This window comes from Rhodococcus sp. SORGH_AS_0301 (genome assembly GCF_030818285.1).
Taxonomy (GTDB): Bacteria; Actinomycetota; Actinomycetes; order Mycobacteriales; family Mycobacteriaceae; genus Rhodococcoides.
In genome coordinates this window covers 1,049,861-1,070,345 of record NZ_JAUTAC010000002.1, presented here as the reverse complement: position 1 = coordinate 1,070,345, position 20,485 = coordinate 1,049,861, and the positions used below count along the sequence as shown (strand labels likewise).

Genomic DNA, 20,485 nt, shown 5'->3' with positions numbered 1-20,485 from the left:
GGTCAGCCGAGTCGGAGTTCGGCGACGGCGCGGTCCTGATCGGAGCGGTGCTTGAGAATGACGCCGAGCGTCGACCGCACGGCCGCGTCGCTCACCTCGTCCATGCCCAGAGCCAACAGGGTGCGGCCCCAGTCGATGGTCTCGGCGACCGACGGCAGCTTCTGCAACTGCATGTCCCGCAGCACCTGCACGATGCGCACCATCTGCTCGGCCATCGCCTCCGGCAGCTCCGGGACCCGGCTGGCCAGGATGCGCCGCTCCAGGTCGGCGTCCGGGAAGTCGAGATGCAGGAACAGGCAGCGACGCTTCAGCGCCTCCGACAACTCGCGTGTCGCGTTGGAGGTCAGCACCGTGAACGGCCGCCTGGTCGCCGAGATGGTGCCGAGCTCCGGCACGGTGATCGCGAAGTCGCTGAGCACCTCGAGGAGCAGGCCCTCGATCTCGATGTCCGCCTTGTCGGTCTCGTCGATCAGCAGCACGGTGGGATCCGATCGACGGATCGCCGTGAGCAGGGGCCGCGACAGCAGGAACTCCTCGGAGAACACGTCGTGGCGTGTCTCGTCCCACCCCGCGCCGGAACTCGACTGGATGCGCAGGATCTGCTTCGCGTGGTTCCACTCGTACAGTGCCCGCGCCTCGTCGACGCCCTCGTAGCACTGCAGGCGGACCAGTTCGGCTCCCGCGGCCTGCGAGACGGCGCGAGCCAGCTCCGTCTTGCCGACACCTGCCGGGCCCTCGATGAGCAGCGGCTTGCCCAGACGATCGGCGAGGAACACCGCCGTGGCGGTCGCCTTGTCGGCGAGGTACCCCGTGGCGGCGAGGCGGGTCGCCACGTCGTCGACGTCGGAGAAGAACGGAACGATGTCGGAGTACGTCTGCGTCACGCCGGGCCTTTCGGTTGTTCCAGAGAGGTGGTGGAGGCGGGTCAGGCCGGCCGAATGTGCCCGTCGCCCTGGACGATCCACTTGGTCGAGGTGAGTTCCCGCAGCCCCATGGGGCCGCGGGCGTGGAGCTTCTGGGTGGAGATGCCGATCTCGGCTCCGAAGCCGAACTGCTCACCGTCGGTGAACGCGGTGGAGGCGTTGACCATGACGGCCGCTGCGTCCACCCGAGCCGAGAACGCACGCGTGGCAGCGAGATCCGATGCCACGATCGCCTCGGTGTGTCCCGTGCCGTACCTGTCGATGTGCGCGACGGCGGCATCCAGGTCGTCGACGACGGCGAGGGCGATGTCGTCGGAGAGGTACTCGTCGGCCCAGTCGTTCTCGGTGGCCGGAACGAGACCGGGAAGATCGCCGTGGACACGTACGCCGTTGTCCGACAACGCCTGCACCAGACGCGGCACCGCCACGTCGGCCACGGCGGCGTCGATCAGCACCGTCTCCGCGGCGTTACACACGCTCACTCGACGTGTCTTCGCGTTGAGCAGGATGCGCTCGGCCATGTCGAGGTCCGCGGACGCGTGCACGTAGACGTGGCAGTTGCCGACACCGGTCTCGATGGTGGGCACCGTCGCGTCGCGCACCACCGCCGAGATGAGGCCGGCCCCACCGCGCGGGATGACGACGTCGACGAGTCCGCGAGCCCGGATGAGGTGCGTGACCGTCGCTCGATCCTCGCTGGACAGGAGTTGGACGGCGTCGGCGGGAAGGTCCAGCGCCGACAGGGCCGCCCGCAGAACACCCACCAGCGCGGCGTTCGATCGCGCGGCGGAGGACGACCCCCGCAGGAGGACGGCGTTGCCCGACTTCAGAGTGAGCCCGAACGCGTCGACCGTGACGTTGGGCCGGGCTTCGTAGATCATGCCGACGACGCCGAGCGGCACCGCGAGCTGCCGGATCTCGAGTCCGTTGGGCAGGGTCCGACCCTCGCGGAGCTCCCCCACGGGATCCTGCAGAGACGCCACCTGGCGCAGTCCGGCGGCGATGCCGTCGATGCGGTCGGGGGTCAACCGCAGTCGGTCGAGCTGCGAGGGCGGGGTGCCGGACGCCTCGGCGAGTGCGAGGTCCTCGCTGTTGGCGGCGAGGATCGCGTCGGCGGAGGCCAGGACGGCGTCCGCCGCGGCGTGCAGCGCGTCGTCCTTGCGCGCGGTCGTCAGCAGAGCGAGCGCGCGCGCGGCGACCCGAGCGCGGGCAGCAGCGGCGTGCACGTCCGCTTCGAGAGCATCGGGGGTGGACACCTCGGCGCTGGTGGTGGCAGTCACGCCGTCCAGGGTAGGTCACGCTCCCACCAGCCCGTACGCCCGAGCGCACCCGGGACGATCCGGCCGACGGGAATGATCGCCCGGCCCGATTGTTCGTTCATCCTGAGCGCTGTCGTCGTGGACGGCGCGCGTGTCGGACGAGACGAGGAGATGACTGTGAGCCTGCTGTTCGAGCCCTTGACCCTGCGTGAGGTCACCTTTCCCAACCGGGTGTGGATGTCGCCGATGTGCCAGTACTCGGCGGACGCGGAGGGACCCTCGACGGGCGCGGTCACACCGTGGCACCGGACTCACCTCGTCTCGCGTGCCGTCGGCGGCGTCGGCCTGGTGATGACCGAGGCGGCGTCGGTGAGCCCGGAGGGCCGCATCACGCCGTGGGACCTCGGCATCTGGAACGACCAGCAGGCGAACGCGTTGGCCGAGGTGGTCACCGAGATCCGGCAGCACGGCAGTGTGCCCGCGATCCAGTTGGCCCACGCAGGTCGCAAGGCGTCCACCGACGCACCGTGGCGTGGCGGAAAGCCGCTGGCGGCGGACGACTCCCTCGCGTGGGAGACGGTCGGACCCAGCGCTGTCGAGTTCGGCCACTACCCGGCTCCGCGCGAGATGACGACCGCGGACATCGACAAGGTCGTCGACGACTTCCGCTCCGCCGCGGTACGCGCGCTGGCCGCCGGTTTCGACGTGGCCGAGGTGCACGCGGCGCACGGTTACCTGCTGCACCAGTTCCTGTCCCCGGCCAGCAACCACCGGACCGACGAGTACGGCGGCAGCTTCGAGGGTCGTGTCCGCCTGACCCTGCGCGTGGTCGACGCGATCCGCGAGGTGTGGCCGGCCGACAAGCCCGTCTTCGTGCGCGTGTCCGCGACCGACTGGACCGGCGATGAGCGCGGCGTCGACTCCGAGGCCTGGACGCCCGACCAGACCGTTCTGCTCACCCAGCAGCTCGAGGATCACGGTGTCGACCTCGTCGACGTCTCCACGGGTGGCAACGTCGCGAAGGCGTCCATCCCCGTCGAACCCGGCTACCAGGTGCCGTTCGCCCGGCGCATCCAGAGCGAGACGCGCATCCCCGCGGCCGCTGTCGGACTGATCACCGAGCCCAAGCAGGCCGAGGACATCATCGGGTCCGGCGAGGCCGTGGCCGTGTTCCTGGCGCGCGAACTGCTGCGCGACCCCTACTGGGCCCGTCGTGCGGCACGCGAGCTCGGCGCGGACATCACCCCGGCCACACCTCCGCAGTACGAGCGGGCGTTCTGAGTCAGCGCTCGCGCGAGAACGACCATATGACCGCGGCCACAAGCTCGAGGGCGAGTCGCGCGGGTACCGGGTTGGCCGGCTCGATCATCGCCTGGGCCATCGCTCCTTCGTAGGCGGCGACGACACCCCGACCGAGGGTGTCGTCGTCCACCGCCACCTCGCGCCCGTGGGTCGCGAGACCGTGAACGATCATGGGACGCAGGGCGTCACGGAGCGCGGCCCGGTGCCCGGTCACCACGGCCGCCAGCCCCGGGTTCCGCGCCGCGTGGGCGCCGAACTCCGCCATGAGTACGTGCCACGACACGTCGCCGACCAGTCCGCTCAGCGCTGCCACGACGATCTCCTCGAAGGACCGCCCGTCGGACGCGTCGTACTCCAGGGCGTCGACCACTCCGCGTACCCGCGTGATCAGTCCCGACGCCTGTCGCGTCCACAGTTCGAGAAAGACCTCGTCCATCGACGAGAAGTTCGAGTAGAACGCTCCGCGAGTGAATCCCGCTCGCTCGCAGATCTGTTCCGGGGTCGATCGCCCGAAACCCCGTTCGACGAACACCTCGAGGGCGCCGTCCAGCACTCGCTCGCGAGTCTGTGCTCTGCTGCGAGTGGCGGTCCTGCCTGTTCTCGCGGTCACGTTGCCTGAAGTCGCCGCCATGATGCACTATCGTATCGAACGAGACGATACAGATGTGTATCGGTCACCGAGAACTTGCCGACGGAAGGCCCGCCATGTCCCCCGAAGCCGCTGCGCCCGCATTCCGGCGCCCCACCACCTGGGTGCTGCCGGTCGTCGCGGTCTCCGTCGTCATGTCGCTGCTCGCGGCGCTGTACCTCGGCGGCATCCTCGACCCCAAGGAGAACCTCCGCCACTTCCCGGTGGCACTGGTGGTCAGCGACGAGGGCGACGTGCTGCCGAACGGTGAGCAGGCGAACCTGGGGCAGCAGATCGGCCAGGGCATCGCGGACGGCATCGACGCGGAGAAGATCGATCTGAAGCAGGTCGGTATCGCGGAGGCGCAGAACCTCCTCGCGAACGGCGACGTCTACGGCGCGATCGTCGTGCCGAGCGACTTCACCAAACGAGTGTCGATCCTGACGCAGGCCTCCGTCGTGGCGGGCGACATCGAGCGACCCATCGTGACGATCATGACCAATCCGCGTGCCGGCACACTCGGTTCCTCCCTCATGACCACCATCGGCGACACGGCGCTCGACTCCGCGAACGGCACTCTGGGAGAACGACTCACGACGCAAGTGACCGAGGCACTGCCCGCGGGCGCCACCCTCTCCGGGGCCGCGGCCCTCACACTGGCTGCGCCGGTCGACATCGTCGTCACTCCCTACGACCCACTTCCGGACGGCACGGGGCTCGGGCTGTCCGCCTTCTACTACGCCCTGCTGCTCGTGCTCGCCGGCTTCACCGGCGCGATGATCGCCAGCGCTCTCGTCGACGGCGCACTCGGCTTCGTGCCGCTCGAGTTCGGCCCCACCTTCCTGCAGCGTCGCCGATCCACCGACAGTCGCCTGCGCGTGCTCGCCGCGAAATGGCTCACGATGGTGGTGATCGGGTTCGTGGTGTCCGGTCTCTACGTCGCGATCGCGACCGCACTGGGCATGCCGATCCCGAATGCGCTGGGCCTGTGGCTCTTCGGAGTGCTGGCGATCTCGGCCGTCGGGATCACCGCGGTGTCGGTGCTGTCGATCTTCGGCACTCCGGGGCTGATCCTCAACCTCGTCGTCTTCGTGATCCTGGGCCTGCCGTCCGCCGGCGCCACCATCCCGATCCAGGCGTCACCTGCGCTCTTCGGGTGGCTCGCGCAATTCGAACCGATGCATCAGGTGTATCTCGCCGTGCGCTCGATCCTCTACTTCGACTCACGCTGGAACTCCGGTCTCGCCCACGGACTCGGCATGACGCTGCTCGGGCTCGTCATCGGCCTGGTCCTCGGCGCGCTGGTGATCGCGATCTACGACCGCAAGGGATACGACCGGACGCCCGCGGTCACCGGGTCACCCGGCGACGAACCCGAGGGACTTGTCGACGACGTTGCGCAGCGGTCGGCCGGCCGCGAATAGTTCGGCATTCTCGGCGAAACCGGAGTAGAGCCGGTCGCGCCACCCCACGGTGTCACCGCTCATGTGTGCGGTCAGCAGCACGTGGTCGAGGGTCCACAGCACGTGCTCGGGTGGCAGCGGCTCGGTGTCGAACACGTCGAGGGCAGCTCCCCCGACGTGGCCGCTGCGCAGAGCGTCGACCAGCGCGTCGGTGTCGAGCAGTTCGCCACGACCCACGTTGATCACGCGCACCCCGGGATCGGCCGCCGCGAGCACGTCGCGGCCGACCATGCCCCGTGTCGACGGGTGTCAGCGGTGCGATGAGAACGAGGTAGTCGGCGCCGGGTACCACCGACGCGAGATCCGAACTGGCGTGGACGGTTCCGAAATCCGCATCACCCGTGCGAGCCGTCCGTCCGACCCCGGCGACGTCCATACCGACGGCACGCAACATGCGCGCCGTAGCCCGGCCGATACTGCCCGTGCCGATCACCAGAGCTCGACGCCCCGCGATGTTCTCGGTCTCCCGGCGCAACCATCGCGCCTGTCGGCCGAGTTCGACGGTGCCGCGCACGTCCTTCGCCAGAGCGAGCACGGACGCGAGCACGAACTCGGCGATCGGCACGTCGAACACCCCGCGCGCGTTGGTCACCACGACGTCGGACGCCGCGAGGTCGTCGAACAACAGCTTGTCCACCCCTGCTGCGGCGACGTGCACCCATTCGAGTGCGGAGCAGCGCGACCACTGGTCCCGGAGCGCCGACGAGAAGAAGTCCCACAGCAGGACCGCCTGCGCGCCGTCGACCGCATCGCCGAACGTGTCGGCGGTGGCATGCCGCACCTCGTACGAGGTGTCGAGTTCCTGCACCCGGTCGGGAAGGAGTCCGTCGTGCAGGACGGTGAGGATCGGCCTCGCTCCGCCGTTCGTGCGGGAGGGGCTCACGGTCGCTGCTCCGTCATCAGTCGAGCGTAGGCCCGAGAGAGGCGAGCGACCTCGAGTAGGTCCACGGACTCGTCGGGCTGATGGGCCTGCGCCTCGAGATCACCGGGACCCAGCACGATGGTGGGCACTCCGAGGTCACGAGCGACGAACCCCCCGTCGCAGGACGCCGTCCACACCGCGGTCGACGGGTCCGGCGCACCCGTGGAGCGCAGCGCCGCCAGCGCCGACTCGACGAGCGGGCTCGACTCGTCGGTGAGGAATCCCGGCATCTCCATCTCGACGTACGCGTCGACGTCCAGATCCGTGACGAGGCCGGCCCGGCGGAGCAGGTCCGCGACGACGGCGTCCACGTCGTCGTCCGGCAGCAGGCGGCGATCGATCTCCAGCCGGCAGCGGCCCGCGACGATCGACGGTCCGGTCCCACCGTCGATCCGGCCGACGTTCCACGACGCGGCGCCGAGCACCGGGTGCGGCACGGTGGCCAGTTCCGCGTGCAGCCCGTCGATCTCGCCCACGAGGCGGGCCGCCGCGACCACGGCACTGCGACCGTTCTCGGGCCGGCCGGCATGCGCGCTCCGACCGGTGACGGTGAGCACGATGTTCGCCGCTCCGCGGCACCCGACGATCACGGTGCCGGCCGTGGGTTCCGCCACGACGCATCCCGTGAAGGCCGGAGGCCGGCCGCCATCGACCGTGAAGGCCGGAGGCCGGCAGGTCTGGTCGGGACGGTCGGACACCCATGCCCGGATGCCCAGGCCCGTGTCCTCCTCGTCCACCACGCAGGCGAGTGTCACGGTGCGCGCCGGGACCACACCGCGCCGGGCCAGTGACCCCATCGCGGCGAGTACAGCGGCGAGACCACCTTTCATGTCGCAGGCGCCGCGTCCCACGATCCGACCGTCGTGCACCCGCGAGCGGAACGGGTCCCCGGTCCAGCCCTCCCCGGCGGGCACCACGTCCGAGTGCCCGAGGAACAGCAGGCCCGGGCCGGGCTCGCCGGGAAGGACCACCACGACGTTCGGCCGCCCCGGCGACGCGTCGGTGACGACGGTCTGCAGACCGAGACTCTCTGCGATGCGGCAGATCTCGGCCACCACGGCGGACTCGTCGGGACCGGCGTCGATCAGCGCTCTCGTGATCCGCTCGACCGTCGCGACGTTGGTCGACGCGCGATCCTGCTGAAGATCGGCCGCCGTCACAGTTCGGCTCGGGCCGCGTCCAGCGCACCCGCCAACCGCTGCACCCCGACGTCGATGCGCTCGGGGGTCGAGGACGCGAAGCACAGTCGCATCGCATCGCCGAAGAGGCCGTTCGCGGACAGCGCCGGACCCGGGATGAAGGCGACACCGTGCGCGAGTGCGATCTCGAACAGCCGCCGCGTGTCCACTGCGGCATCGTCACCCACCAGCGTGACCCACAGGAAGAAGCCGCCCTCGGGATCGGTGGTGCGCACCCTCCCACCGAGGTGCCGCTCCAGGCTCGTCTGCATCGCGATCTTGCGGGGCAGGTAGATGTCCGCGAGGGACGCCAGGTGCTCGGTGAGCAGTCCCTGTCGCAGGAACTCGGCCACGATCCGCTGGTTCGGCACGTTGGTGCACGTGTCCATCGCCTGCTTCGCGTTGATGATCAACCGGCGAGCGGCGGGGTCCGCGTCCACCCACCCGACGCGCAGACCCGGGGCGATGAGCTTCGAGAACGTGCGCACGGAGAACACGAGCGGGTCGTCGGGAGCGAGCGCTCGCAGGCTCGGAACCGGATCTCCCTGGAAGCGGAGGTGGCCGTAGGGGTCGTCGTCGAGCACCACGGCGCCCCACTCGCGGGCGAGTTCCAGGAGCGCCAGTCGGCGCGGCAGCGACATGGTCGTCCCGGACGGATTCTGGAACGTCGGGATGGTGTAGATCATCGTGGGCAGTCGGCCCGCGCGGGCGACCGACTCGGGAAGCGCCTCGACGATCAGCCCGTCGGAATCCATCGGCGCCTCGAGGATGCCGCCACCGTAGCTGAGCACGGTCGCGGTGCCGTTCGTGTAGGTCGGACTCTCGACGATCACCAGATCGCCGGGGTCGACGAACAGCGTGCACGCGAGATCGAGCCCCTGCATGCCACCCGACGTGATGACCAACCGTTCGGGAGACGTCGGTTCACCGAAGGCGTCGCAGAAGGCCACCAGCTGCTCGATCAGAGCCGGATCACCCTCCGTCGCACCGTAGTCGAAGGCATCTGCGGTCAGGACTCGGCCCGCGATCTCCGCCATCGCCGCGTGCGGAACCGCCTCGGCGGCGGGCGATCCCATGGCGAAGCGCACGATGTCGTGTTTCTGCGCGGCGAGCAGCGAGGTCGACGAGTCGATCATCGACCCGACGAGGTGATCGGTGCGCATCGCCCACGGAAGCGTGGTCGTCTCGTACGTCTGTGCGTGCATGTCCGTCACTCCTTGACTGTCAGGCATCGCGGGTAGGCGGTGAAGGTGTCGATACCGGTGTCGGTGACCACCACGGACTCGGACACCTCGTATCCGTAACCGTCGAGCCACATACCGCCGATGACATGGAACGTCATGTTGCGCTGCAGGATCGTGGCGTCGTCGCTGCGCAGGCTGATGGTGCGCTCGCCCCAGTCCGGCGCGTACGCGATGCCGATCGAGTACCCGATGCGGGAAGGCTTGTGAAATCCCGCCCGGCCCAGTTCACGGTTCCACGTCGCCGCGAGGTCACTGGTCTGCACTCCGGGCCTCATCTCCGCGAGCACGGCTCCGAGTGCGTCGTCGGTGGCGGCGGCGAGACCGGCCATGCGCGGGTCCGGTCGCCCGAGCGAGACCGTCCGCGCCATCGGGACGTGGTAGCGGCGGAACACCCCGGTCAGTTCCACCACGGTCGACTCCCCGTCCCGGAACGGCCGGTCGGTCCAGGTGAGATGCGGGGTGTCCGCACCCTCACCGGTGGGCAGCATCGGAACGATGGCCGGGTGGTCGCCGCCGAAGTCGTCCGTGCCGCGTACCTGCGCCGCGGAGATCGCCGCGGCGGCGTCACACTGGCGCACACCGACGGCGATCGCGTCCATCGCGGTCGCCATGGCGCTCTCGCAGATCGCCGCCGCCCCGCGCATCAGCTCGATCTCGGTGTCCGACTTCACCGACCGCACCCAGTTCACCAGTTCCCGCGAATCGACGAACCGGTACTCCGGCAGGCACTTCACGAGCGCTTCGAACGCCTTGGGGCTGAAGTAGTAGGAGTCCATCTCGAGCCCCACCTGGCCGTGCTCGAAGTTCGAGACCAGGCTCAGTCCGCGCAGCGTGTCGGCCACCCAGACGAAGGGATGGGTGTCCGGCCGTTGCACCAGGGTCTCCGGATAGCCGAACACCTGGTCGTCGGGAAGCCACGACGTGCGTGAGGCGCCGTGCGCGTCCATGGCGCGGGCGAAGAACAGCATGTCGCCCTCGGCCGGCACGAAGAGCACCTGCGGGGTGTAGAACGACAGGGCGTTGTAGGCCGTCAGATAGTAGATGTTCGACGGATCGGTGATCATGAGCGCCGCGAGACCCCGCTCGGCCATGACGGCACGCACGGCAGCGAGGCGGGAGCTGTGTTCGGCCGTACTGATCGTGTCGATCATGCTGTACCCCTGACAGTTTCGAGGTTATCCGGGTTCCTGGAGCGAGCGTAGGTGCTCGCACCCACGGGCGCAGCGCGAGTGACTACGCGGTCTCCGCCGACTCACGTAGCGACGCCGTCAGATCGTGCACGGCGGTGTCCATGTGTTCGCGCAGAGCAGGTTCGAGCCGGGCCCAGTCCTGCGCTCGCAGCAGATCGACGAGCAGCGTGTGCTCCTCGATCAACGCGTCGGGCCGGTGGTACGCGGTCTCGAGGTTGGCCATGCAGATGCGGGCCTCGGCGGCGAGCGTCGCGTACATCCGGCCCATCCGGCTGTTGCCCGTCGCCGCGACCAGTGCGGTGTGGAACGCGAGATCCCGCTCCGCCACCGACCGCCAGTCGCCCCGGCCGATGGCCGGCTGCATCTCGACCACGATGCGCGACAACGCGTCCGCGACGCGTCCGGAGTCACCACGCCGCAGAACGGTGAACGCGGCACCGATCTCGATGGCCGCGCGCGCCTGGTAGATCTCGGCGACGTCGGACTCACCCAGCTCGACGACGAAGACGCCGCGATTGCGGAAGGAGACGAGCAGCCCCTCCTGACTCAGCCGCTGCAGCGCCTCGCGAACGGGTCCGCGGGAGACGGCGAGTTCGGTCGCGACCGTCGCCTCGTGGACCTGCTCCCCCGGTGCGAACGATCCGTCGATGATGCGCTCGCGCAACTGGTCCGCGATGACGATCGACGTGGTGCGGGCGTCGAGAGGCGTCAGCCGTCGAGTGGCCGTCACAGCGTCCGCCCCGGCCGACGCGGCACGGCGAAGTACTTCACCTCGAGGAACTCGTCGATGCCGAGACGCCCGCCCTCACGTCCCAGTCCGGACTGCTTGACCCCGCCGAAGGGTGCCGCGGGGTTGGACACCAGCCCGGTGTTGAGACCGACCATGCCCACCTCGAGACGCTCGCCCAGATCGAAGGCCCGGTCGACGTCACGAGTGAACACGTAGCCCACGAGACCCCACTCGGTGTCGTTGGCGATGCGCACCACCTCGTCCTCGTCGTCGAAGGTGATGATCGCGGCGACCGGCCCGAAGATCTCGGTGTGCACGATCTCGGCGTCGGGTGGAACGTCCACCAGCACCGTCGGAGGGTAGAAGTATCCCGGCCCCTCCGGCGTGGCACCGCCGGTCAGGACTCGCGCCCCGCGTCTCACCGCGTCGTCGACGAGGCGCTGCACCTTCGCGCGGCCCTCCTCATCGATCAGCGGGCCGACCCGGACACCCTCGTGCGCACCGTCTCCCACGGTCAGCTCGGCCATCCGCGCGGTCAGCTGCTCCGCGAAGGTGTCGACGACGGACCGATGGACGAACAACCGGTTGGCGACGGTGCAGGCCTCCCCCATGTTGCGCATCTTGGCGATCATGGCTCCGTCGAGCGCCGTCCCCAGATCGGCGTCCGCACAGACGACGAGGGGCGCGTTCCCGCCCAGTTCCATCGACGTCCGCATGACGGTGGACGCCGCCTGGCCGAGCAACAGCCTGCCGACGGCGGTGGAGCCCGTGAAACTCAGCTTCCGAGCCACACCGCTGCGCAACCACGGTTCGACGACGCCACCCGCGTCCGAGGTCGTGACGATGTTGAGGATGCCGTCCGGCAGTCCGGCCTCCTGAAAGATGCGGGCCAGAGCGAGCGAGGTGAGCGGTGTCTGTTCGGCCGGCTTGAACACCATGGTGCATCCGGCGGCCACAGCGGGCCCGATCTTGCGGGCACCCATGGCAAGCGGAAAGTTCCAGGGCGTCACCAGCACACACGGTCCCACCGGTACTCGTGTGACCACCATGCGCGTCGACCCGTCGCCGGTCAGGGTGTGATCGCCGGCGATGCGGACGGCCTCCTCGGAGAACCAGCGAAGGAACTCGGCTGCGTAGGCGACCTCGCCGCGCGCCTCGGCGAGCGGCTTGCCCATCTCGGCGGTCATCACGGCGGCGAGGTCCTCCGTCCGCTCGACCACGAGGTCGAACGCACGGCGCAGCACGACGCTCCGCTCCCGCGGCGACGTCGCCGCCCACGCAGACTGGGCGGCGCTCGCGGCATCGAGCGCCAGAGCGGCGTCGGCGGGCCCCCCGTCGGCGACGCGCGCGATGGTCTCGCCGGTGGCAGGGTTCTCGACGTCGAACGTGCGGCCGTCCACCGCGTCCCGCCATCGACCACCGATCAGAATGCTGCGATCGGCCACCGGCACGGGTCGGTCGACCGTCGTCGTCACGACCGAACTCCCAGCGCCGCGTCGCACGCCTCCGCGATGCGCTCGATTCCCAGCTCGACCTCCTCCCGCGTCACCACGAGGGGCGGGATGATGCGCACCACGTTGCCCAGCGCACCGCACGTCAACAACAGGAGATCGCGGTCCAGAGCTGCCTTCTGCAGAGCGAGCGCGGCGCCCGGATCGGCGTCCCCGGCGTCGTCGACGAACTCGAATGCCGCCATCAGACCGAGCCCGCGGGCATCTCCGATCTCGTCGTGCCGAGCCGCGATCTCACGCAGTCCACCGAGAAGCTGCTCCCCGCGCAGACGGGCGTTCTCCACCAGGCCCTCGTCCTCGACCACGTCGAGCGTGGCGACGGCGGCCGCCGCGGCCACCGCGTTCCCGCCGTAGGTGCCGCCCTGCGATCCCGGCAGGGCGGTACTCATGAGGGCGGTCGAGGCGGCGATCGCGGAGATCGGGAAGCCGCTGGCGAGACCCTTGGCCGTGATGAGAACGTCCGGGGTGGAATCGGAGAACTGGTGACCCCAGAACTTCCCCGTGCGGCCCACTCCCGCCTGGACCTCGTCCACGATGAGCACGATGCCGTGCCGATCGGCTCGCTCTCGGAGTCCGTCCAGGAACGCCGGCGGGGTGGGAAGGTAACCACCGTCGCCCAGGACCGGCTCGATGATGAACGCCGCGGTGTCGGCGACGGCGGACACGGTCTGCAGCAGGTAGTCGAGCTCGCGCAAGGCGAAGGTCACCGCGGTGTCGAGGTCCCAGCCGTACCGGAACGCGTACGGGAACGGCGCGATGTGGACGCCGCCCATCATCGGAGCGAAGCCGGACCGGAACTTGGTCCCGGCTGTGGTGAGTGTCGCCGCGGCGACGGTGCGACCGTGGAAGCCGCCGTGGAACGCGATGATGTTCGGGCGGCCGGTGGCCATGCGCGCCAGACGAATCGACGCCTCGACGGCCTCGGACCCCGAGTTGGCGTAGAACACGCTGTCCAGGCCGACCGGCAGGACGGTGCCGAGCTTCTCGGTCAACTCGAGCAGAGGCGTGTGCATGACGGTCGTGTACTGCGCGTGGATGATCTTGCCGACCTGCTCGCGCGCCGCCGCGACCACGCGCGGATGGCAGTGTCCGGTGCTGGTCACGCCGATACCCGTGGTGAAGTCGAGGTAGCGGCGCCCGTCGGTCCCGGTGATCCAACTTCCCGACGCGTGATCCACGACGATGGGTGTGGCCTGCTTCAGGGCGGGCGACAGCCGAGCGGTGTGAGCACTGGTGGAGGCGTCGGCTGTTCGAGGCACGAATGCTGCTGCAGTCATGCCCTCACTGTCGAGGACGATCGTCCGATTGTCAACAATCTGCAATCAGCCGCGCGTCAGCAGCCTTCCCTGCGGTGGACCGTCGAAATCGATGCGTCGTCCGGCGAGCCAGGTCGAGCGCACACAGCCCGTCACCGTGCGGTCGTCGTACGCACTCACCGGATTCCTGTGCCTCAGTTCCTCCGCGTGCACGACGAACTCTTGGTCCGGTGCGAACACCGCCAGGTCGGCGTCCTTGCCCACCGCGATCGCGCCCTTGCTCTCCAGTCCGACCTGAGCAGCCGTCGCCGCGGACATCCACCCGACGACGTCGGCGAGAGAGTGCCCACGCCGACGGGCCTCGGACCACACGGCGGCCAAGGACACCTGCAGCGAGGCGATGCCGCCCCACGCGACACCGAAGTCGCCGATGTCGAACCGCTTGAGCTCCGTGGTGCACGGCGAGTGATCGGTGACCACCGTGTCGATCACGCCGTCGGACAACGCCTGCCACAACGCGTCCCGGTTGTCGGCCTCCCTGATGGGCGGGCAGCACTTGAACTGGGTCGCCCCGTCCGCGATCTCCTCCGCCGCGAACGACAGGTAGTGCGGGCAGGTCTCGGCAGTGATCCGCACACCGTCCTTCTTCGCCGCCGCCACGAGCGGCACGGCGTCGGCACTCGACAGGTGCAGGATGTGGACGCGGCATCCCGTCCGCCGCGACGCGGCGATCACGTCGGCGATGGCCGTGTTCTCCGCGGCGCGCGGTCGCGACGCCAGGAAACCTGCGTAGTCCCGGCCGCCGGCGTTCTCGGAGTCGGCGATGATCTGCGCGTCCTCGGCGTGCACGATGAGCAGTCCGTCGAACGAGGCGATCTCCCGCATCGCCTCCTCGAGCTCGTCGGGCGAGAGAGGCGGGAACTCGTCGACACCCGAGTGCAGCAGGAAGCACTTGAAGCCGAAGACACCGGCCTCGTGCATCGCGCGCAGGTCCGGGACGTTGCCGGGTACGGCGCCACCCCAGAAGCCGACGTCGATGCGAGCCTCGGGCTCGGCCACCGCTCGTTTGACGTCGAGTGCGTCGGTGGAGACCGTCGACGGAATACTGTTGAGCGGCATGTCGATCAGGGTCGTGATGCCCCCGGCGGCCGCGGCGGCCGTCGCACTCGCGAAACCCTCCCACTCGGTGCGACCGGGCTCGTTCACGTGCACGTGGGTGTCCACCAGGCCCGGGAGCAGTACCTCGTCGTCGGCCAGGTCCACGACGACGTCCGCATCGACCGGATCGTCGTGACCCACGACGGCGACGATGCGGCCGTCCCGCACCCCCACCGTGCACGCCGTCTCGGTACGGGAACCGTCGGCCGCGGTCACGACCGCACGGCGCGCGCGGAACGCGAGATCCCACGCGCTCATGCCGGGGCCTGCTCGGCGAGGAGTGCGCGGTGTTCGGCGGGAAGCCCGTCCCACCAGGCGGCGCGCGCGTCGACGCGGCCACGCTCGTCCGGATCGCCGAACAACCGCAGCCGGGACAGACCCCCGTCCGGGTAGACGTCGAGGCGCAGATGTGTTGCGGCAGGGGCGCCGTCGAGAAGGAACAGGTGCCGCGTGTCGGGCTGGACCGCCGTGCGCGGCAGGACCTCGGCCCACGCGGACGGATCCGCGACGTCGGCGACCCGATCGTCGACGGTGCTCAGTCGCACCCAGCCCGGGGCGTTGCCGACGTAGTACGACGTGTCGACCTCCACGTGCCGCGGCACCCCGGCGACAGCGAGAGCGAACGTCGCGTGGTCGTTTCCGCCGCCTCGCCGACGCGAGTTCTCCCACCCCTCACCCATGTTCCGGGCACGGCCGGGCAGGATGATGTTGGCCGGAGACGCGTAGAACGCGTCCGAGCACTCCACGAGCCGCCCACCGTGTTCCGCCGCCAGCAGATCGACCGTTCCGGTCAGGAACCGCGGGTCGGGCACCACCTCGCCGTGCACCCGCAACCGCGCCACTCCCCCGTCCGGATAGATCGACAACCGGACGTGGGTCCAGCGACGGGTGTCGGTCACGGGATACAGATTCGCCGTGTCGCCGTCGGCCCGCGACTTCTCGACGATGGTGTGCCACTGCACCGTCGACAGTTCCTCGGCCGAGGGGTAGCCCTCGACGGACGCGGCCTCGACCGACACGAACGGCGGATAGTTGCCGCGGAAGAACGCGGTGTCCACGACGACGCCGTGCACGATGCCCGCCGCACCCAGCCGCACGAGAGCCCAGTCGTGCCCGTCGTCGCGTCGGCGGCGGGTCTCCCAGCCGTCGTACACCTTGCCCTTGTGGCCGAACTCCGACGGATCGAAGAACGGCGCCGTCGGCTTGATCAGGTTCTCGCGCTGCGCGAACAACTCGTCGTTGGCGGCGCTCACCGACCCGCCCAGAGCGCGCGAGGCGAGATCGGGAAAGAGGAGGAAGTCAGCAGCGGCGGACACGAATCATGCTCCCGCAGAGACGGTCTCGTCCGGATCGGGAAGCCCGCGGTAGGCACGCCACCCACCGAGATCCGTGATCTCGGTGAGCTCGGCGGACAGCGAGTCGACCAGGCCCGGTCGCAGCACCACGGCCATCACCGACCGTCCGTCGGCGAGCTCGATGACCGAGAGTTCGAGTTCGACGGGCTCCTCCGGCAGGAAGTCGGTGCGGATGTTCTCCATCGGGACGTCGTACAGCTCACCGGCGATGGAGGCGCCACCGGTCTCGGTCAGCAGCAGGCCGGGGAACTCGTCGCGCACCGCGAAGAACCGGTAGTTCGGCGCCGTCCGCACCGAGCCGAGGAAGGTGTGACTGGAGACGTTGTGGTGCAGGTTGCCGCCACGCATGGCGCCTCCGTTGCAGAACAGTTCGGCCATGGTGTGGGTCCGGTCCTCTCGTTCGGTTCACGCTCGTGCGCTGCCAACGTAACCGAGTTCGCGATATATCTTCCGGCCTGCGGAGCGGGTCTACTCTGAGCGACGCCGAACCCCGTTCCCGTCGAACTCCGGAGCTGCCGTGCGCATCCTCGTCGTCAACGTCAACACGACGCGATCCATGACCGAGGCCATCGGTGCGCGCGCCCGCGAGATCGCGTCGCCGGGCACCACCGTGGTCGCGCTGACGCCGGCGTTCGGGGCCGAGTCGGTGGAGGGCAACTACGAGTCGTACCTCGCCGCCGTCGCGGTCATGGAGACCGTCCGCGCGTACGCGGAACCGTTCGACGCCGTCGTGCAGGCCGGCTACGGCGAGCACGGCCGCGAGGGCCTGCAGGAGCTGCTCGACGTTCCCGTCGTCGACATCACCGAGGCCGCGGCGAGCACCGCGATGTTCCTGGGGCGTTCGTACTCGGTGGTGACCACCCTCGATCGCACGGTCCCGCTGATCGAGGACCGACTGCTCGTCGCGGGCCTGCACACCCGCTGCGCGTCGGTCCGCGCCAGCGGCCTCGGGGTGCTCGACCTCGACCGTGATCCCGACGCGGCGGTGCGCGCCGTCGTCGACGAGGCGGAGCGCGCGGTGCGCGACGACCGAGCCGAGGTGATCGTCCTGGGGTGCGGCGGAATGTCCGGTCTCGACGCCGCCGTGCGGGCCAGGGTCGACGTTCCCGTCGTCGACGGGGTGACCGCGGCGATCACCGTCGCCGAGGGGCTGGTCCGGCAGGGTCTCCGCACGTCCAAGGTGCGCACGTTCGCGCCGCCGCGGAGCAAGTCGTTCGTGGACTGGCCGCCCGCTCGTCGAGACGGCTCGGGTGTCCGAACCACCCGTTAGTGTCGTGCACCATGGCCGATCCTGACACCGCACGTCCCCGCATCACCATCGTCGGCAGCATCAACATGGACCTCGTCGCCCGCACCCCCACGCTGCCCGCACCGGGTGAGACGGTCCTCGGCAGCGCGTTCCGCACCTCCCCCGGCGGCAAGGGCGCCAATCAGGCGGTCGCCGCCGCTCGGGCCGGCGCCGAGGTGGTCTTCGTCGGAGCAGTCGGCTCCGACACCTTCGCGCTCGAACTGCGCGAGACCCTCGTCGGGGCCGAGGTCGACGCGTCGCTGCTGCGCGAGGTCGAGGGCGCGAGTGGCGTCGCTGTCATCACGGTCGACGACGCCGCGGAGAACTCCATCGTCGTCGTGGGCGGTGCCAACGAGACCCTGACCGAGCTCACGGCGGAGGAACTGGCTGCCGTCGCCGAAGCCGACGTCCTGCTGTGCCAACTCGAGACGCCCGTCGCGACGGTCGTCGCGGCGGCGCGACACGCGCGGGCCAACGGCACGCTCGTGTTCCTCAATCCGTCACCGGTGCAACCGCTCTCCGACGATCTGCTGGGTCTCGTCGACGTCGCGATCGTCAACCGCGACGAGGAGAAAGCCCTGGGGGTCGACGCACTCGCCCGCATTCCGCACGTGGTCACCACGCTGGGGGCCGACGGTGCCCGCCATCACGGCGCCGACGGCGTCGTCACCGCCCATCCCTCGCCCGCCGTCGAGGCCGTCGACACCACGGGCGCCGGCGACGTCTTCGCCGGCACGCTCGCCGCCGCGTGGCGCGACGGCCCCGCCGCCGCGGTTCGGCGCGCGTGTGCGGCAGGGGCCGTGGCCACCACGCGCGACGGCGCGGGATCCTCGGCTCCCACCGTCACCGAGGTCGACCGGGCCCTCGCCGGGACGCGTGACGCATGAGTACCCGTGAGCGCGCACAGGAGCTGCTGACCGACCTCGCCGGCCCCGATGCCGTTCTCCGTGAGGACCAGTGGACGGCGATCGAGGCGCTCGTCGTCCATCATCGACGCGCACTCGTCGTGCAGCGCACCGGATGGGGAAAGTCGGCCGTGTACTTCATCGCCGCACGCCTGCTGCGCGAGCAGGGGCTCGGACCGACCGTCATCGTGTCGCCTCTGCTCGCGCTCATGCGCAACCAGGTCGCGGCGGCCGAGCGCGCCGGGGTCACCGCCGCCACCATCAACTCGGGCAACGTCACCGAGTGGGACGACGTCCACGCACGCGTCGCGGCCGGTGAACTGGATGTGCTGCTGGTGAGCCCGGAGCGGCTGAACAATCCGGACTTCCGCGATCAGGTGCTGCCCTCGCTCTCCGCGGACGCGGGGCTCGTCGTGGTGGACGAGGCGCACTGCGTCTCCGACTGGGGTCACGACTTCCGGCCGGACTATCGCCGCATCAGGTCGCTCATCGCCGAGTTGCGCGAGGGGGTCCCCGTTCTCGCCACCACGGCCACCGCGAACGATCGGGTGGTCGAGGACGTCGCGGCACAGCTCGGTGTCGGCGGGGCCGACACCACCGTCCTGCGTGGCGGTCTCCAGCGCGAGTCGCTGCACCTGTCCGTGGTCACCATCCCCGATCCGACGGCGCGCATAGCCTGGCTCGCCGACCATCTCGAGACCCTGCCCGGCTCGGGCATCGTCTACTCGCTGACGGTCGCGGGAGCCAACGACCTCGCGGCGCTGCTGCGCGATCGAGGAATGGAGGTGGCCGCCTACACCGGCCAGACCGATCCGACGGAACGCGAAGCGGCGGAACAGGATCTGCTGCAGAACCGTGTGAAGGCGCTCGTCGCGACCTCGGCGTTGGGCATGGGTTTCGACAAACCCGATCTGGGGTTCGTCGTGCACGTGGGTGCACCGTCGTCGCCCATCTCCTACTACCAGCAGGTGGGCCGCGCGGGACGCGCCACGGAGCGCGCCGACGTCGTCCTCCTGCCCGGTCCGGAGGACCGGGAGATCTGGAGCTACTTCGCGTCCGTCGCCTTCCCTCGCGAGCACGTCGTACGTCGGGTGCTCGAGGTGCTGGACACCGAGCGCGCCCAGTCCACCCAGGCTCTCGAACCGCTCGTCGAGCTCGGACGCACTCGGCTCGAGATGGTGCTCAAGGTCCTCGACGTCGACGGTGCCGTCCGGCGGGTCAAGGGGGGTTGGCTCGGCACCGGGGAACACTGGCACTACGACCGGGAGCGCTACGAACGACTCGACGAGGCACGGCTGTCCGAGCAGCGCGCGATGATCGAGTACCAGAGCACCGACGAGTGCCGGATGGCGTTCCTGCGCCGGCAACTCGACGATCCGTCCCTCACCGGGGATGCGGAGGCGGACCGGTGCGGGCGCTGCGACAACTGCACCGGGCAGCACCTCTCCGCGGACGTGTCGGCCGATCACGTGGAGTCGACCCGGCGGCGTCTCGATCGACCCGGGCTGGACCTCGCCGTCCGCAAGCAGTGGCCGACAGGACTGAAGAAGGTCGGCGTCGAGCTGTCGGGGAAGGTCAGCGACGGCCCGGAGACCGGCCGCATCCTCGGCCGCCTCACCGACCCGGTGTGGGGACCACGCCTGCGCGCGCTGACGGACGGCGAGGACGGTCCGGCACCCGACGGGCTGGAGGCCGCGTGCATCAAGGTCCTCGCAGAGTGGACGTGGGACGAGCGGCCCACCGGGCTGATGGTCATGGAGAGCGACTCCCGACCGGCGCTGTTGAACGACCTCGGGGAGCGTCTGGCGAGGGTCGGCAGGCTGGAGCCACTGGGCGTTCTGCACCGTCGGCCCGATGCCCGGCCCGTCTCGGGCGCGAACTCCGCGTTCCGCGTCGCCTCATTGGTGGACGCCTTCGAGGCACCCGATCTGACGGCGCATCGCGGACCCGTCCTGCTGCTCGATCTCTCCACCGACACCGGGTGGACGCTCACCATGGCGGCGCGAGCGCTCCGGCAGGCGGGGGCCGATGCGGTGCTTCCGTTCGCGTTGATCGGTCGCGGGTAGGCCGGAGGCCGGCCGCGGGTGGTCGGGTAGGCCGGGGACGGGCGGGTAGGCCGAGGACGGGCGGGTAGGCCGAGGATGGACAGAGGGGGGGTCTGTCGGCGCGCGAC

17 protein-coding genes and 1 pseudogene are annotated in these 20,485 nt (G+C 69.9%); 5 read left to right on the top strand and 13 right to left on the bottom strand.

The window, feature by feature from the left end:
• Positions 1 to 2: 2 nt before the first annotated feature.
• Both QE397_RS05680 and QE397_RS05675 read right to left on the bottom strand, forming a co-directional pair.
• On the bottom strand, positions 3 to 884 hold the full coding sequence (locus tag QE397_RS05680) for a MoxR family ATPase (RefSeq protein ID WP_056445834.1): 882 nt from the start codon (positions 882 to 884) through the stop codon (positions 3 to 5).
• A gap of 41 nt (positions 885 to 925) precedes the next feature.
• On the bottom strand, positions 926 to 2,203 hold the full coding sequence (locus tag QE397_RS05675; RefSeq protein WP_307092256.1) for a glutamate-5-semialdehyde dehydrogenase: 1,278 nt from the start codon (positions 2,201 to 2,203) through the stop codon (positions 926 to 928).
• A gap of 156 nt (positions 2,204 to 2,359) precedes the next feature.
• Here QE397_RS05675 and QE397_RS05670 point away from each other — a divergent pair, with 156 nt between their 5' ends.
• Positions 2,360 to 3,463: an NADH:flavin oxidoreductase/NADH oxidase gene (locus QE397_RS05670; RefSeq protein WP_307092254.1), complete on the top strand. Its 1,104-nt coding sequence runs from the start codon at positions 2,360 to 2,362 to the stop codon at positions 3,461 to 3,463.
• Between the two features lies 1 nt (position 3,464).
• Here the strand turns inward: QE397_RS05670 and QE397_RS05665 are convergent, their stop codons facing one another.
• A complete protein-coding gene (locus QE397_RS05665; RefSeq protein WP_082544536.1) occupies positions 3,465 to 4,115 on the bottom strand; it encodes a TetR/AcrR family transcriptional regulator in 651 nt (216 codons plus the stop codon).
• A gap of 74 nt (positions 4,116 to 4,189) precedes the next feature.
• Here QE397_RS05665 and QE397_RS05660 point away from each other — a divergent pair, with 74 nt between their 5' ends.
• Complete coding sequence (locus QE397_RS05660; protein ID WP_307092252.1) at positions 4,190 to 5,536, top strand: DUF3533 domain-containing protein; 1,347 nt, start codon at positions 4,190 to 4,192, stop codon at positions 5,534 to 5,536.
• Here QE397_RS05660 and QE397_RS21765 read toward each other — a convergent pair.
• From QE397_RS21765 to QE397_RS05605, 10 genes and pseudogenes are all read right to left on the bottom strand, one after another.
• Positions 5,471 to 6,458: pseudogene (locus QE397_RS21765) on the bottom strand (D-2-hydroxyacid dehydrogenase). The gene QE397_RS05660 and the pseudogene QE397_RS21765 sit on opposite strands and share 66 nt — an antisense overlap.
• The gene (locus tag QE397_RS05645) at positions 6,455 to 7,657 is read right to left on the bottom strand and encodes a M20 family metallopeptidase (protein WP_307092248.1); all 1,203 of its coding nucleotides are present in this window, start codon (positions 7,655 to 7,657) and stop codon (positions 6,455 to 6,457) included. The pseudogene QE397_RS21765 and the gene QE397_RS05645 overlap by 4 nt, the downstream one beginning before the upstream one ends.
• Positions 7,654 to 8,880: a PLP-dependent aminotransferase family protein gene (locus QE397_RS05640; RefSeq protein WP_307097370.1), complete on the bottom strand. Its 1,227-nt coding sequence runs from the start codon at positions 8,878 to 8,880 to the stop codon at positions 7,654 to 7,656. Before QE397_RS05640 ends, QE397_RS05645 begins: the two co-directional genes overlap by 4 nt.
• Before the next feature lie 5 nt (positions 8,881 to 8,885).
• Positions 8,886 to 10,070, bottom strand: a complete 1,185-nt coding sequence (locus tag QE397_RS05635; protein ID WP_027505686.1) for a Xaa-Pro peptidase family protein — start codon at positions 10,068 to 10,070, stop codon at positions 8,886 to 8,888.
• Between the two features lie 82 nt (positions 10,071 to 10,152).
• Positions 10,153 to 10,839, bottom strand: coding sequence for a GntR family transcriptional regulator (locus QE397_RS05630; protein ID WP_307092245.1), 687 nt, complete (start codon positions 10,837 to 10,839; stop codon positions 10,153 to 10,155).
• Positions 10,836 to 12,314, bottom strand: a complete 1,479-nt coding sequence (locus QE397_RS05625) for an NAD-dependent succinate-semialdehyde dehydrogenase (RefSeq protein ID WP_307092243.1) — start codon at positions 12,312 to 12,314, stop codon at positions 10,836 to 10,838. Before QE397_RS05625 ends, QE397_RS05630 begins: the two co-directional genes overlap by 4 nt.
• A complete protein-coding gene (locus tag QE397_RS05620; protein ID WP_307092241.1) occupies positions 12,311 to 13,627 on the bottom strand; it encodes an aspartate aminotransferase family protein in 1,317 nt (438 codons plus the stop codon). Before QE397_RS05620 ends, QE397_RS05625 begins: the two co-directional genes overlap by 4 nt.
• A 45-nt stretch (positions 13,628 to 13,672) precedes the next feature.
• Entirely contained in the window at positions 13,673 to 15,022 is a 1,350-nt protein-coding gene (gene allB, locus QE397_RS05615) for an allantoinase AllB (RefSeq protein ID WP_027505682.1), read from the bottom strand.
• On the bottom strand, positions 15,019 to 16,080 hold the full coding sequence (alc, locus tag QE397_RS05610) for an allantoicase (protein ID WP_056445855.1): 1,062 nt from the start codon (positions 16,078 to 16,080) through the stop codon (positions 15,019 to 15,021). The genes allB and alc overlap by 4 nt, the downstream gene beginning before the upstream one ends.
• 3 nt (positions 16,081 to 16,083) lie before the next feature.
• The gene (locus tag QE397_RS05605) at positions 16,084 to 16,497 is read right to left on the bottom strand and encodes a gamma-glutamylcyclotransferase (RefSeq protein WP_027505680.1); all 414 of its coding nucleotides are present in this window, start codon (positions 16,495 to 16,497) and stop codon (positions 16,084 to 16,086) included.
• Between the two features lie 139 nt (positions 16,498 to 16,636).
• Between QE397_RS05605 and QE397_RS05600 the strand changes: the two genes are divergently transcribed.
• From QE397_RS05600 to QE397_RS05590, 3 genes are read left to right on the top strand one after another with little or no spacing between them, the layout of a single operon-like run.
• Positions 16,637 to 17,389, top strand: a complete 753-nt coding sequence (locus QE397_RS05600) for an aspartate/glutamate racemase family protein (protein ID WP_027505679.1) — start codon at positions 16,637 to 16,639, stop codon at positions 17,387 to 17,389.
• An 11-nt stretch (positions 17,390 to 17,400) separates the two neighbouring features.
• A complete protein-coding gene (locus QE397_RS05595) occupies positions 17,401 to 18,294 on the top strand; it encodes a PfkB family carbohydrate kinase (protein WP_222649347.1) in 894 nt (297 codons plus the stop codon).
• Positions 18,291 to 20,378 (top strand): RecQ family ATP-dependent DNA helicase, encoded by a 2,088-nt coding sequence (locus QE397_RS05590; protein WP_307092238.1) that lies wholly within the window; start codon positions 18,291 to 18,293, stop codon positions 20,376 to 20,378. Before QE397_RS05595 ends, QE397_RS05590 begins: the two co-directional genes overlap by 4 nt.
• The last annotated feature ends 107 nt before the right edge of the window (positions 20,379 to 20,485 follow it).